Here is a 13,714-nt window from a genome sequence, read left to right as displayed (position 1 = left end):
CAAAGATGCAAAGGATCAGCGTGATCGTGCCCATGTACAACGAGGCACGTCACATCACCCGGACCCTGGACAGCGTGATCCTCGCCGCCCGGGTCGCAGCCATCGACTACGAGTTGATCGTGGTGGACAACGGCTCCACCGACCAGGGGCCGCAACGGGCCCGTGAGCTGGGGGCGCGAGTGCTGCTGTGCCCGGGCCTGGGCATCGGCGCCTTGCGCAATCGCGGCGCCGCCGTGGCCACTGGCGACTGTCTGGCGTTTCTCGACGCCGACATCGAGGTGCCCGGCAACTGGCTGCAACTCTGGCAGCAGGCCCTGGCGGACAACCGCGCCGAGGTCTTTGCCCTGGACTGCGCCGCCCCGGACTGCGCGCCCTGGTTCGCCCGGGCCTGGCAGCGCCGCAGCCTGGCGGGCAGTCAGCCGGCGCGCCTGCTGCATTGGATGCCAACCCCCAACCTGTGCCTGAAACGGGTCTGGTTCGAGCGGGTCGGCGGCTTCGACGAACACTTGCGCACCGGCGAAGACAAGGACTTCGGTCTGCGGCTGCACGCTGCCGGCGCCCGCCAGTTGAGCCTGTCTGAGCCCCAGGTGCTGCATTGGGGCTTTGAAGGCAGTTGGGGCGAATGGGCCGGCAAGGAGCGCTGGCGCCAGGGCAGCCACCTGCAGCTGCTCAAGGGTGGCGGCCTCAATCTGCGTCTGTTGCGCTTTCCCCTGCTGTGCCTGAGCTGTGCCTTGCTGAGCCTGCTGGCGCTGTTCGGCCTGCTGCTGGGCCAGCCGGGCGGCGCCGCGCTATGCCTGCTGCTGGGTTCCCTGGCGCCCCTGGTCCTGGCCCTGCGCCAGGGGCTGCGCCAGCGCGATCTGCTGTTTGTCCTGCAACTCTGGCTGCTGCATTGGGTGCGCTTGCACCTGGGCGCCGTGGCCCTGGTGCAGGGTCTGTTCAACCGTTCTGTCGTGAGACCTGACCGTGGCTAAAACTATTTTCTGGCTGTGCCTGTTACTGCCCTTCTATGCCTGGATCGGTTATCCCCTGCTGCTGGCCCTGCTCAGCCTGTTCGTGCGGCCGCGCCCACTGCAGACGGGTGAGCCGCTGTCGGTCAGCGTGATCATCGCCGCCCACAACGAAGGCCCGCACATCGAGCACAAGCTGCGCACCTTGCTGCAGCAGGACTACCCGGCCACGGACCTGCAGATCATCCTCGCCAGCGACGGTTCCAGCGACGATACCGTGGCCACCGCCCTGGCGGTGCGCGACTCGCGGGTGCTGGTCCTGGACCTGCCCCGGGTGGGCAAGGCCGGGGCCCTGAACGCCGCAGTGGAACTGGCGCGCAACGACATCCTGGTGTTCACCGACGCCGACAACCAATGGTCCGGCGACACCCTGGGCAAGCTCCTGGCGCCCCTGGCCGACCCACAGGTCGGCGCCTGCGGCGGGCACATGATCATCCCCGACCCGGGGCACAACCTGAGCCTGGGCGACAGCCTGTACCGGCACTACGAAGCCTGGTTGCGCCAGGCCGAGAACCGCACAGGCTGCATGGTGTCCGCCGACGGCGCGCTGCTGGCCCTGCGCCGCGAGCTGTTCCAGCACATTCCCGCCGAGGTCAACGATGACTTCTTCATCAGCACCTGCGCCCCGGTGGCCGGCAAGCGCATCGTCTATGTGGAGGAGGCCCAGGTCCTGGACCAGGGCGTGGACGAAGCCGGCAAGCAATATCGCCGGCGCCTGCGGGTCACGGTCGGCGGCCTGCAGAGCCTGGCTCAGCGCCGCGAGCTGATGAACCCCTTGCGCCACGGTGCCTACGCCATTGCCCTGATCAGCCACAAGCTGATCCGCCGCCTGGCCCCGGTGCTGTTGCTGCCATTGCTGTTGAGCAATCTGTGGCTGTGGAACGCCGGCGCTTTCTACAGCCTGGGCCTGGCGGCCCAACTGCTGGGTTACGCGGCCGGCGTGATGGGGCTGCTGGACAGTCGCGGGCGCCTGCCCAAGGTATTTCGTCTCGCCGGCTTCGTGCTGGTGACCCTGGCCGGCATGAGCATGGGCCTCTGGCAGTTTCTCCGCGGGCGGCGCTACGCCCTGTGGAACCCACAACAGAATCGCTGACATGGCCATCAAACAATCCTTCAAGCGCCTGCTGGGCAGCGCCTATCTGCACAGCTTCGGCCGTATCCGCCTGAGCGACGCCGGCGCGGTGCTGATGCTGCACCGGGTAGTGGCCGATTCCACGGACGCCAGCCTGCCCCATCGGGCGCCGCTGTGCGTCGGCCAGGGGCATTTCGAACACTTGCTGCGCTGGCTGCGCCGGCACTTCGACTGTGTGCCCTTGCAGCACCTGCTGGAGTTGCCCGCGGGCGACCGGCCCCGGGTGGCCCTGACCTTCGACGATGGCTGGCGGGACAATGCCGAGGTCGCCTATCCCCTGCTGGAGCGCTACGAGGTGCCGGCGAGCATCTTCCTGTCCACGGACTTCATCGGCAAGCGCCAGGGTTTCTGGTGGGAGTCCATTGGTGAAACCCTGTGGCAACAGGCCGACAGCGCCGCCGCTCAACCGCTGTTGACACAGTTGCGGGCCCTGGCGCTGGCACCACCACCGGAGCTATTGCAACCCGGCGCCAGCCGCGCTCGCAGCAGCATCCTCGGGGGCTACCTGCAGCAGCTCAAAGGCCTGCCGCCCCAGACCCTGCAAGCCCTGGCCGACAGTTGCCCCGACGACAGCGCGCCCCACAGCCTGGACTGGGGCCAGGTCCAGCGCCTGGAACGCTCGGCACTGGTGCGCTTTGGTCCCCACGGTGCCAGCCACGGCATTCTCACCCGGCTCGACGGCGCCGCGATGCGGGCCGATCTGCAGCGCTCCCACCACGCCTTGCAGGAGCACTGTCAGGCGCCGCTGGGGGTCTATTGCTACCCCAATGGCGATCACAATCCCGAGGTGCGCGCAGCGGTGGCCGCACTGGGTTATCGCTATGCCCTGGGCACCCGCCCGGGGCTGATCGAGGCCGATGGCAATCCGCTGCTGGCCCTGCCCCGCATCGATGTCAGCCACGCCAGCGCCGGACGTCCCGGGCTGCTGGCCTGGCGCCTGCTCCAGGGAGCCCGGGCATGAAGCGCGGCAGCTACCTCTGGCACCTGGCCCTGAGCATGGGCACCCGACTGGCGATGATCGGCCTGCGGCTGCTGCGCAACGTGTTGCTGGCGCGCCTGCTGGGCCCGGCAGATCGCGGCCTGTTCGCCCTGCTCAGCACCCTGCCGGACCTGATCGCGGCCCTGACCAGCGGCGGCCTCAATACCGCCGTCGGCTATGAAGCCGCCCGCCAACGCCCCATGGGACTGTTGCTGACTCAGGTGCTGGTCTACGGCTGCCTGCTGGCCAGCCTGCTGACGCTGGCCGGGCTGGCCCTGATGAACACCTGGGGCAGCCACTGGGAACTGAGCCTGCAACTGGGCGACCTGGCCTGGCTGTTGTTGCTGGCGGTGCCGATCACCGTGCTCAAGAGCGGTCTGTTGACCCTGCACAACGCGGACGGTCGGGTCGAAGCCTTCAATGCCCTGCGTCTGCTGGAATCCCTGGTGCCACTGCTGCTGTTCGTCGGGCTGTGGTGGATCTGGCGCGACCAGCCGCTGTCGGCGGCCCTGGTCAGCTGGCTGGGCGGCACCGTGCTGGTGGTGGTGGTCGGCTGGTGCTGGCTGCGCCGCTGGCATGACCTGCGCTTGCGCTGGCAGGCCGGTGAGCAGGGCAAGCTGCTGCGCTACAGCGCCCAGAGCCACCCGGGGGTGTTGTCGCAACAGTTGATGCTGCGCTCGGACTACCTGTTCATCGGCGCCCTGCTGGACCCCGTCGCCCTGGGCTGGTACGCCATGGCCAGCGCCGCCGCCGAACTGCTGCTGATCATTCCCGAGGCGGTGACCACGCCGCTGATGAAACGCCTGCTGCAACAAGGTTCCGGTATCGAAGAACTGACGGCCCTGGCCCTGCGCCTGACGGCCACGGTAATGCTTGGCGCCTGCCTGGGCATGGCGCTGATCGGCCAGTGGCTGATCGTCACCCTGTTCGGCGCCGCCTACGCCCCAGCCTACGACGCGCTGCTGGCCCTGCTGCCGGGGCTGTTCGGCCTGTGCTACGCCAGCATCCTGCGCCTGGACCTGCTGGGCAAACAGCGCCCCGGCAGCCTGTCGCTGCTGCTGGCCGGGGGCGCGCTGCTGAACCTGATCCTCAACGCGGTATTGATTGCGCCACTGGGCATCGTCGGCGCCGGCCTGGCCTCGTCGATGGCCTACCTGGCGGTGAGCCTGGTGATGCTCGGCCTGTACTGCCACCTCAGCGGCGTGGCCTGGTACCGCACCCTGATCCTGCTACCTGGAGACATTGTCTACGTGCGCCACCTACTGCGCCCTAAGGAAACGGCCTGATGAAACCCTGTTCCCTGCTCGCCCTGATGCTGATCGCGGCGGCCTCATCCCTGCACGCGGAGCCCATGCAATGGGGGGATATCCGCGACGGCAGCCTGTACCTGCAAGCCGACAGCGCCGACACCCTGCAACTGCGCTGGAGCCCGGCCTGGCAAAGCGACGCCAACCAGGAACAGCTGTACCTGCTGCAACCGGACGGCCAGTTGCTGCAACAGCTGGACATCCGCGCCGACCAACCTTACGGCCAGCGGGAGATCCAGCTGCCCGCCGCCCGCGGCGACTATCGCCTGCAAGTGCCGGGCTACAGCTTTCGCAACTTCAAGGTCGGCCACGACCGTTCGACCCTGGCCCAGTTCGAGCCGGCCAAGGTGCATTTCAGTGCCGATGTGCCCAGCGGCGTCGAGCTGTACTTTCGCGTGGCCGCCGGAGAGCAGGCGCAGCTGGCGGGCAAATACTACGGTGGGGTCAGCGTGCTTCAGGCCACGCGCCTGAGCGACGGCCAGCAGGTACGCCTGCCGTTGGTGGAGCACCCGCACTATGGGCAGTTCGACCAGAGCGCCTTGCCGGTGGCCCAGCAGGACGAAGTCTGGCGCCTGTCCCTGGGCGGCTCCGGCAAGGTGGCGTTCTGGCTCGACGGCACTGCCAACCTGTTCGCCCAGGACCTGCGTCAGCTGCACCCGCTGCAATGGACACCGGCGCGGGTCGAGCTGCGCCTCAAACCCCAGGTGCGCGGTCCCAGCCCGCACCTGGGGATCGCCCTGCCCTATGCCGAACCGCCGTCGTCGACCTTCGAACTGCTGCGCGCCCTGGGCCCGCAGGCTGCCAACTTCTACAGCTTCGTCGATGTGATCCAGCAAGAACCCCAGCGGGAAATCACCTTTCGCCGGCTGTACCGCGAAGACTTCAAGATCGAGCGCGACATCACCTTGCTGGCCGGCACCGGCCGCCGGGCCGTGCTGGACGCCGACAGCGCCACCCTGGCCGGGCTCGACGCCTGGCTGGCGGACAGCGTGCGCCTGGGCAACCAGGGCCTGCATTACCTGGCCTTTGCCGACGAACCCAACCTCAACTTCCCCAGCTACGCAGCGTTTGCCGCCTATTTTGCGCAAATGCTGGAACACACCAAGGCCAACTCCGACGCCCGCGCCGCCGGAGTGCGCATTGCCATGCCGGTGAGTTCACGACTGCTGGACGGTCCCTTTCGCATTGGCGCCGGGCAACGCCGGGGCATCGACTGGGCCCGGCAGTTGCTGGCCGAACACGGTGCCGACATCGATGCCCTGGCCTGGCACGAATGGATGGTCCGCGACCTGCTGGCCACCCGTCGCTATCGCACCAGCGTGCGCGCCGCCGCCGATCTGGTGGGCCTCGATGAGCAGGGCCGGCCACGCAAGGCGCTGTTGCTGAGCCAGACCAACATCTCCAGCGGCCCGGACCTGAGCCCCTATCAGCAGGACACCCACTACGCCGCGCTGTGGTGGACCTCGGTGGTGATCAACGCCTCCCAGGACGGTCTGCTGGACATGCTCAACTGGTTCCAGGCCGCCGACGAACCCGAATACCCCAAGGGCATGCTGTCCCAGCAGGATGCCCAGCGCTTCAGCCTGAAGCCGGTGGCCGTGGCCCAGCAGTTCATCCGGCAGCATTGGCTGGGCCAGGTCCAAGCCCTGGACAACCCCTCCTTTGAGGTGGATGCCCTGGCCCTGCGCGACGGTCAGCGCCACAGCCTGCTGGGGGTGGCCAAGACGCCGCGCACGCAAAACGTCGAACTGGGCGACGCCACCATCTGCCAAGCAAACCCCACCCTCGAACTGCTGGGCGCCGATGGCCGCAGCCGTCACACCGAGCTGCACTGCAGCGATGGCCGGGCCAGCTTCCAAGTGCCCGGTGAAACCCTGTTTGCCTTGACCTGGAAAACCCTATGAGTCGCTTGACCGGCCTGTTGGCCAAAATCCGTCGCAAGGGCCTGCGGGGCAGCCTGCGGGTCTTTTCTGAACGCTTCTTCTATTACCACTGGGAGCTGCTGACCCTGGAGCGCTCCCTGGCCTTGCCGGTGCCCTGCCCCATCAACCCCAGCCGCTGGCCCCAGGTGCCCATTACCCGGGAGTTGCTGCCGGCCTTCGACAAGTACTTCAAGGCCCAGCTGCCGGCCATTCGCGGCCTGCTGGACAAGGGCAACCGGGGCAGCGCGCACCTGGACCCCGACGGCAACGTGATGATGATGGTCTGGGTCAGCGAGCGCGATTACTACGACGATCAGCTGTACCGCTGCTGGATGCGCATGCCGCCGGGCTGCCTGTATCAGTTCGCCGGTGAATGCGCGCCGCCGTTTCGCGGTTCGGGGGTGGTGATCCTGGCGCAGAAGATGCTCTGGGACGAGTACCGCGAGCGGGGCTTCAAAGCCACCCGGGCCCTGGTCAATGTGCGCAACGAGCCGGCGCTGAAGATGCACATGCGCCTGGGTTTCCAGGAAGTCGGCGAATCCCTGCACGTCTACTGCCTGCTGCGCTGCCTGCATTTCCACCGGCGTCGCCCTTATCACCAGACGCGCCTGCATCACTTGCGCCGGGGTCGCCTGGCCGAGTCACCGGCCCCAGCCACTGAAATAGACAAGGAGCGGACGTGAACCTGCGTTGGCAATGGTGCACCAGCCTGAGTGCCCAGGATTTCCCGGTAAAGGCCTATGAACAGCTGCGACAAACCGTCGAGCAGGCCACGCCGTTCAATCGTTTGAGCTGGTTGCGAGGCGCCGAACAGGCACTGCAGGGTCAGCAGCTGCAGATTCTGCTGGGCTGGCAGGACCAGCGCCTGCTGCTGTGCCTGCCGCTGATCCGCGGCCGCGAATCCAGGGCCGGGCTGCCCCTGCAGGTGGTCCGCCACCTGGGCCATCCCTTGAGCGACCGCCTGGCGCTGCTGGTGGCCGCTCAAGCACAAGACGCCATGCCCGCAGCCCTGCGGGAAATCCGCCGGCAACTGCCCCATGACCTGCTGCAATTCCATGAACTGGTGGATGCCGCCCCCCTGCTGGCGCCCTGGCGCCGGGCAAGCGGGTACAGCGAACAGTCCCTGAGCTGCCGCGCGCCAGAACACCTGATCGTCCCCAGCGACCAGGAGGAAGCCAGCGGCACCCTGCGTTACGAGCTGCGCCGGGCGAAAAAGCGCTGTGCGGAGATTGACGCCCGGGTGATCCGCGTGACGCCCCAGGCCGACGGTATCGATGCGGTACTGGACATGCTCCGCGAGGTGGAACAAGCCAGCTGGAAAGGCGCCGACGGCCTGGGGATCTTCTCCGGAGCACAACGCCAACAGTGGATGCACACGGCGTTGCATGGCCTGGCGGCCGAGGGTTGCGTGCGGGTGGTGATGCTGGAACACCAGGGCCGCTGCATCAGCTATCGCCTGGGCCTGCTGGAGCGCGGTCGCCTGTATGACTACAACATCGCCTTCCTCGCCGACTACGCCAACCTGGGCAGTGGCCGCCTGCTGCTGGACGAATGGATTCGCTGGGGCCTGGAGGAAGGCTGGCAGTGGGTGGACGCTTCCCGGGTCAGCCTCAGCCGCTCCAGCCATCAGTTGCATGAACGCATGAGCGGCCTGGTGGAGCACCAGCGCTGGAGCTTCTACTCCTGGCGTCCCCGGGGCCTGCTGGCCGGTGTTGCCGAGCGCCTCTGGCAACAGCTCAAACCTCATCTCAAGGCCTGGCGCGAGCGCCGCCAGACCACCACCGCACAAGGGGCTCGCCCATGAAACACACCCTGGCCGTCACCCGAGCGCAGCGGGTCATCGTCAACGCCGACGACTTCGGCCTCGACCTGGACTACAACCAACTGACCCTGCGTGCCTTCCAGCGCGGGGTGATCAGCTCCGCCACCCTGATGGCCAACATGCCGGCCTTCGAGGATGCCTGTCGCTTGAGCCACGAGCACGCCTTGCTGGGACGCATAGGCCTGCATTTCAACCTGACCTACGGCGCGCCCCTGAGCCAGGGCATCCGCAGCCAGGCACTGTTCTGCAATGCCCAGGGGCAGTTCGACCTGAACCTGCCGCGCTCCGTCCTGCGCCTGCCGCCGGCAGCCGCCAAGGCCGTGTGGCAGGAACTGGCGGCGCAATGGCAGCGCTGTGTCGACCAGGGGCTGCGGCCCAGTCATATCGACTCCCACCAGCACGTGCACAATCTGTGGCCGGTGGCGGCCATCGTTGCCCGCTTCGCCGCCCGCCAAGGGGTGCCGGTGCGCCTGGCGCGCAATGTCGGCGGCAATATCGGCCCCCTCAAGCGCCTGTTCAAAAGTGCGTTGAACCGGCGCATTAGCTGGCTCGCGGGACGCTGGGTGAACACGGTGTGTACGCCGAAGGATCTGCTGGACGGCTTCATCCCCACGGGGGTGGTCGAAGTGGTGGCCCACCCGACGCAGTTGGCCGACGGCGATTTTGGCGACGATTACCTGCCCCCGGAACAATCCCTGGAGCAACTGTTGAACCGCGCCTTGCCCAGTCATCAGCGGATTGCCTACAGCGAACTGTGAAACCGGACCGGGCGTGACCCGGGAGCAGTCGGTCGCTGGATCGTATATGGGACGGGAACTAAATATTTCAAAATCTATCAATGACCTCTTAATGATAGATTAATCATAAATCAGCACTCTGTTCCGGAGCGCACTGGCCCGCAACGCTTTCAGGGCTTCGTGCAGCGGGTTCAGTCCCCAGACTGAACCGTCATTGCCTGTAATGGAGAACCAGTATGAACACACACAAGCGCTTTGCCCTGGCCGCCCTGGCCCTGTGCGGATTCAGCGGCCTGGCCCAGGCCTCGGATGTCAATGTCGAGGTGGTGCCCTATGAGTACGGCATGCGCCTGGACGTCGCCAAGGTCATCTCCATGACCGAGCCGCCGACCAGCCGCTGTGAGGTCGTGACCGCCAATATGCGCTACATCAACAAGGCTGGAGAACTGGCGGAAATCTCCTACCAGAAGCACGCCCACGCCTGCATGTACGAAAACTGATGCGGCGAGCCGTAGCCAGAGCGGCCCGCGCTGGTGAGCGTTGTCAGGGGACCGCGCTCAATGGGCCCTGCGCTTGAGGCCAGACAGCCCGCCCGGGGCATTGGCCAGGTCGTAGCGCAGTTCGGCGATCAGTTCGTTGATTTCCCGGCAGCCATTGAGCTGCGCAGCGTCGATACCGCTGACCACCAGCTCGACCCGGTCGGTTTCATGGTCGCCATAGACCTTGACCGTCATCGACAGGTCCGGGCTCAGGGTGCATTGGCAGCGTTTGGGCAGAAAGCTGCTCTCAATGATGTTGCGCAGTTCCAGGGCAGATAAAAACATGCTGACGCTCTCCTTTTATTCAACACGACCAATGATTGGGCGAATGCCTGCTGGCCGCGACGTCCATGTTCGCTAGCGATTCTGGCTCAGGTCCGTTTTGTCCTGACAGACGAAGCCAGACTACAGAGTAAGCGGCTTTGGCGACCTTGCTAAATTCGATTTCGCTCTCAGTACCAGGGGTTTTGACTTTAACGCCGGGAATGGCAGGCGGTTGCGCTGTTGGTTTGCCGCCCCACAGAATGCCCGGGTCGTTGTGCCAGCCTTGCTCAACAGCGTGGCCCGCTCGAAGAGTCACACCTGATACAAGGCTGATCCTTGCCCTCGCCCGGAGTTCCCTCCTTGATTACCTGCCATGTCAAATACGTGATTGATCCCTACCAACTGGCCGAATTCGAAGCCTATTCCAAAGCCTGGATCGCTGTGGTCAGGCGTTTGGGCGGCACCCATCATGGCTATTTCCTGCCCTCGGAAGGGGCCAGCAACATTGCCTATTGCCTGTTCAGCTTCCCGTCCCTGGCCGATTACGAAGCCTACCGCCAGAGCGCTCTGAGCGATCCGGACAGCGTGGCCCTGGTGGCGTCGGTGATGAAGAAAAAATTCATCCTCAGTTACGAGCGCAGCTTCCTGCGCCCGCTGCTCTCCTAAGAACCAGCCGGGCGGCGTTCCGCTTGCCGGCGAAGAAGCCTGAAAGGCGGGTGCCGCCCTAGCCGGCATCTTCGCTGGCAAGCTCGCGTCTACATCGGCAGGCTGCTCAAGGCGGCGCGTTCGACGACGTGGCGCAGGCTGTCGAAATTGATGTTGGCGCCGGAGTCGATGGCCACCAGGGTCTGGCCGCTGCTGCCGCTGCGGGCTACGTATTCCTTGATCCCGGCCACCGCCAGGGCGCCCGACGGCTCGGTGATGGAGCGGGTGTCGTCGTAGATGTCCTTGATTGCGGCGCACAACTGGTCGTTGCTGACGCTGATCACCTGATCCACGTGATGGCGGCAGATCTGGAAGCCATGCTCGCCGATCTGCGCCACTGCAACGCCGTCGGCAAAGGTCCCGACCCGGGGCAATACCACCCGTTCCCCCGCGGCGAGCGCCTGTTGCAGGCAATTGGAATGCTCGGATTCGACACCCACGATACGGATCTCCGGCCGCAGGTATTTGACGTAGGCGGCGATCCCGGCGATCAACCCACCACCGCCCACCGGGACGAAGATCGCGTCCAGCGCCCCCTGTTGCTGGCGCAGGATCTCCATGGCCACGGTGCCTTGGCCGGCAATCACATGGGGGTCATCGAAAGGTGAAACAAAGGTGCCCCCAGTGCGCTGGGCCAGGCTCAGGGCGTGGGCCAGGGCAAAGGGAAAGCTTTCGCCATGCAGGATCGCCTCGGCGCCACGACTGCTTACGCCCAATACCTTGAGCTCAGGAGTGCTGTCGGGCATGACGATGCTGGCCTTGATCCCCAGCTCCCGCGCGGCCAGGGCCACCCCCTGGGCATGATTGCCGGCGGACGCGGTGACCACCCCGCGCTGCCTTTGCTCGGCGGTGAGCTGGGCCAGACGGTTATAGGCGCCGCGGATCTTGAAGGAAAAGGTCGGCTGCAGGTCTTCGCGCTTGAGCAGGATCTGGTTGCCCAGCCGCTGCGACAAGGCGGGCGCCGCCTGCAGCGGCGTGCAGATCGCCAGGTCGTAGACCGGCGCGGCGAGGATCATCTTCACATAGCGTTCCAGCAGGGCCATGTCGGCGCTGGGCTGGGGCGTGCTGGCAAGACGGCTGGGGCAATGCATGATGGATCTCCTGGCTGTGTTCGGAGCCCGGGAGACAGAGAGAAAAAACCCGCCTCCAGGGCGGGTTGGGTGCAGTCGTCAGCAAGCCCGCCAATCAGGAATGGCGGTAATAATGCTTGGCTGGGAACGATTGGCAGAAAAAGTCATGGACCGGAAACTAACCGCGCCAGCCCCTGGCGGTCAACGCATTTCTGCGAGGCTCACGCACAGCAACACCGCTCCCCCACCTGCTCCCCGCTTGCGGCTGACTATACGAAACATATACGATTCATATATCCCCTCAAGAGAGTCCCCTATCCACATGGGTATCGTCAAAATCTCCGATGAACTGCACCAGCAGATCCGCGTCGCCAGCGCCGCCATGGACCGCTCGATCAACGCCCAGGCCGAATTCTGGATCAAGATCGGTCTCTTGGCCGAGCTCAACCCACACCTGGCCTATAACGACCTGATCAATAAACTGCTGCTGAACAAACCCGACCTGCTCAGGGGGCGCCCATGACCCAGGCCCTGATCAAGACTCCGGAACAACTGGCGCTGATGCGCGAATCCGGGCGCCTGCTAGCCCAGGTGTTCGACTTTCTCGACGGTTTTGTCGCCGCCGGCCTGTCCACCCTGGAGCTGGACAGCGCGGTGGAACATTTCATCCGCCATGAGCTCAAGGCACGCCCGGCGAGCAAGGGTCAGTACAACTACCCCTACTGCATCAACACCTCGATCAACGAAGTGGTGTGCCACGGCATGCCGCACCCCAAGGCGGTGCTCAAGGACGGGGATATCGTCAACATCGACATCACCCTGGAGAAGCACGGCTACATCGCCGACGCCAGCAAGATGTACCTGATCGGCCAGGTCGGCCCCAAGGCTCAACGCCTGGTCGACACCACCTTCGAGGCCATGTGGGCGGCGATCAAGGTGGTGCGCCCGGGCGCTCGCCTCGGCGACATCGGTCATGCCATCCAGTCTCACGCCGAAGCCAGGGGTTACAGCGTGGTCCGCGAATACTGCGGCCACGGCATTGGCCGGCAGATGCACGAAGAACCGCAGATCCTGCACTTCGGCCGCCCTGGCACCGGCCTGGAACTGCGCGAAGGCATGGTCTTCACCATCGAACCCATGCTCAACCAGGGCAGTGCCCGGGTCCGCGGGCTCAAGGACGGCTGGACCGTGGTCACCCGCGACCATGGCCTTTCCGCCCAGTGGGAACACACGGTGGCGGTGACCCGCGACGGCTTCGAAGTGCTGACCCTGCAAGCGTCTTAAGGCTCACATGACCTTGTCGCCATGGCCGGTGAGCCGGCGCAGCCCCAGGGACATGGCCCCAGCGGCCAGCAACATGGCCAGCAGCAACAGCGAGTAGGCGATCCACCACGGCGTGCCCGCGGTCATCATGCTGAATTCGGACATGCCGCCGATGCTGGCAATCAGGTTCAGCGGCAGGAACACCACGTTGATCAGGGTCAGTTTGCGCAGCAACTGGTTGGTGCTGTTGTTCATCAGATTGCCCCGGGCATCCATCAGCCCGGCGAACACCGTGGAGTAGATCTCCGCCTGCTTGTAACACTGGTTGTTCTCGATGATCAGGTCGTCGATCAGGCCGATGGCCTGGCTGCCGAACTGCTCCTTCTCGGCGTGGTTGCGCAGGCGGGTCAGCAGCGCGCCGTTGCTGTGCAAGGCATTGAGGTAATAGATCAGGCTCTCGCTGAGATTGAACATCTGCATCAGGTGGCGGTTTTCCATCGAGCTGTTGAACTTGTGCTGCAGCTCCCGGGCCACCAGCTTGATCACCTTGAGGTGGCCAAGGTAGTGATGGATGTTGTTGAACAGCAGGTCCAGCAGCACATCCAGCGGGCTGTGCAGGTTGTGCCGCGCCCCCAGCCCTTGGAGCGGCGTATCGTCGGGAGCGATCACCAGCAACCGGTCCGCAGAAAACAGCAGGCCGCAGGACGACACCTCGAAGGACAGGCTACCGCCGCCGGAATAGTTTTCCGGGCGCTTCCAGATCAGGAACAGGTAATCGGGATGAAACTCGATGCGCGACACCTCGTCCGGGTCCAGCGCCGAGGCCAGGGCGTGCTCATCGAGCTTGAAGGCACTGTGCAGCAAATCACGCTCTGCCAGGTCCGGGTTGCTGAACAGCATGACCTGGGCATCCAGTTCCGGGACGGCTTGCAGGCCGCCATGGGCCAGTCGATAGCTGTGGATCATC

General features: G+C 65.4%; 14 protein-coding genes and 1 pseudogene. 12 read left to right on the top strand and 3 right to left on the bottom strand.

Going from position 1 to position 13,714, the window contains the following annotated elements:
* Positions 1–5: 5 nt before the first annotated feature.
* The 9 genes from PQT43_RS12025 (at position 6) to PQT43_RS11985 (ending at position 9,406) form a co-directional block, all read left to right on the top strand.
* Positions 6–971, top strand: a complete 966-nt coding sequence (locus PQT43_RS12025) for a glycosyltransferase (protein ID WP_102879278.1) — start codon at positions 6–8, stop codon at positions 969–971.
* Positions 964–2,100, top strand: coding sequence for a glycosyltransferase (locus PQT43_RS12020; protein ID WP_102879277.1), 1,137 nt, complete (start codon positions 964–966; stop codon positions 2,098–2,100). Before PQT43_RS12025 ends, PQT43_RS12020 begins: the two co-directional genes overlap by 8 nt.
* Position 2,101: 1 nt before the next feature.
* Entirely contained in the window at positions 2,102–3,100 is a 999-nt protein-coding gene (locus PQT43_RS12015) for a polysaccharide deacetylase family protein (protein WP_272753979.1), read from the top strand.
* Positions 3,097–4,404 (top strand): lipopolysaccharide biosynthesis protein, encoded by a 1,308-nt coding sequence (locus PQT43_RS12010; RefSeq protein ID WP_110653188.1) that lies wholly within the window; start codon positions 3,097–3,099, stop codon positions 4,402–4,404. Before PQT43_RS12015 ends, PQT43_RS12010 begins: the two co-directional genes overlap by 4 nt.
* Positions 4,404–6,329 carry a hypothetical protein gene (locus PQT43_RS12005; RefSeq protein ID WP_253085527.1) on the top strand — a complete coding sequence of 642 codons (1,926 nt, stop codon included), beginning with the start codon at positions 4,404–4,406 and terminating at the stop codon, positions 6,327–6,329. The genes PQT43_RS12010 and PQT43_RS12005 overlap by 1 nt, the downstream gene beginning before the upstream one ends.
* The gene (locus tag PQT43_RS12000) at positions 6,326–7,030 is read left to right on the top strand and encodes a GNAT family N-acetyltransferase (RefSeq protein WP_102863534.1); all 705 of its coding nucleotides are present in this window, start codon (positions 6,326–6,328) and stop codon (positions 7,028–7,030) included. The genes PQT43_RS12005 and PQT43_RS12000 overlap by 4 nt, the downstream gene beginning before the upstream one ends.
* Positions 7,027–8,151 carry a GNAT family N-acetyltransferase gene (locus tag PQT43_RS11995; protein WP_267268236.1) on the top strand — a complete coding sequence of 375 codons (1,125 nt, stop codon included), beginning with the start codon at positions 7,027–7,029 and terminating at the stop codon, positions 8,149–8,151. The genes PQT43_RS12000 and PQT43_RS11995 overlap by 4 nt, the downstream gene beginning before the upstream one ends.
* Positions 8,148–8,927: a ChbG/HpnK family deacetylase gene (locus tag PQT43_RS11990; RefSeq protein WP_102879272.1), complete on the top strand. Its 780-nt coding sequence runs from the start codon at positions 8,148–8,150 to the stop codon at positions 8,925–8,927. Before PQT43_RS11995 ends, PQT43_RS11990 begins: the two co-directional genes overlap by 4 nt.
* Before the next feature lie 215 nt (positions 8,928–9,142).
* On the top strand, positions 9,143–9,406 hold the full coding sequence (locus PQT43_RS11985) for a DUF2790 domain-containing protein (protein ID WP_102879271.1): 264 nt from the start codon (positions 9,143–9,145) through the stop codon (positions 9,404–9,406).
* Between the two features lie 57 nt (positions 9,407–9,463).
* On the opposite strand, the gene PQT43_RS11980 is transcribed toward PQT43_RS11985, so the two are convergent.
* Complete coding sequence (locus PQT43_RS11980) at positions 9,464–9,730, bottom strand: DUF1652 domain-containing protein (protein ID WP_102863530.1); 267 nt, start codon at positions 9,728–9,730, stop codon at positions 9,464–9,466.
* Positions 9,731–10,069: 339 nt separating this feature from the next.
* Here PQT43_RS11980 and PQT43_RS11975 point away from each other — a divergent pair, with 339 nt between their 5' ends.
* Complete coding sequence (locus PQT43_RS11975) at positions 10,070–10,375, top strand: NIPSNAP family protein (protein ID WP_102863529.1); 306 nt, start codon at positions 10,070–10,072, stop codon at positions 10,373–10,375.
* Between the two features lie 107 nt (positions 10,376–10,482).
* On the opposite strand, the pseudogene ilvA reads toward PQT43_RS11975, so the two are convergent.
* Positions 10,483–11,505: pseudogene (ilvA, locus tag PQT43_RS11970) on the bottom strand (threonine ammonia-lyase, biosynthetic); the annotation flags it as partial.
* Between the two features lie 301 nt (positions 11,506–11,806).
* On the opposite strand from ilvA, the gene PQT43_RS11965 reads away from it, so the two are divergent.
* Together PQT43_RS11965 and map are read left to right on the top strand one after the other, a co-directional pair.
* Entirely contained in the window at positions 11,807–12,007 is a 201-nt protein-coding gene (locus PQT43_RS11965) for a ParD-like family protein (RefSeq protein ID WP_102863527.1), read from the top strand.
* On the top strand, positions 12,004–12,768 hold the full coding sequence (gene map / locus PQT43_RS11960) for a type I methionyl aminopeptidase (protein WP_110597033.1): 765 nt from the start codon (positions 12,004–12,006) through the stop codon (positions 12,766–12,768). The genes PQT43_RS11965 and map overlap by 4 nt, the downstream gene beginning before the upstream one ends.
* 3 nt (positions 12,769–12,771) lie before the next feature.
* On the opposite strand, the gene PQT43_RS11955 is transcribed toward map, so the two are convergent.
* Positions 12,772–13,713 carry a magnesium transporter CorA family protein gene (locus PQT43_RS11955; protein WP_110597034.1) on the bottom strand — a complete coding sequence of 314 codons (942 nt, stop codon included), beginning with the start codon at positions 13,711–13,713 and terminating at the stop codon, positions 12,772–12,774.
* Position 13,714 lies beyond the last annotated feature (1 nt).

This window comes from Pseudomonas sp. BLCC-B112 (assembly GCF_028550695.1).
In the GTDB taxonomy this organism is placed as follows: Bacteria; Pseudomonadota; Gammaproteobacteria; order Pseudomonadales; family Pseudomonadaceae; genus Aquipseudomonas; species Aquipseudomonas danubii.
The sequence above is the reverse complement of the archived record's forward strand: the minus strand, read 5'-3'. Positions and strand labels throughout refer to the sequence as shown.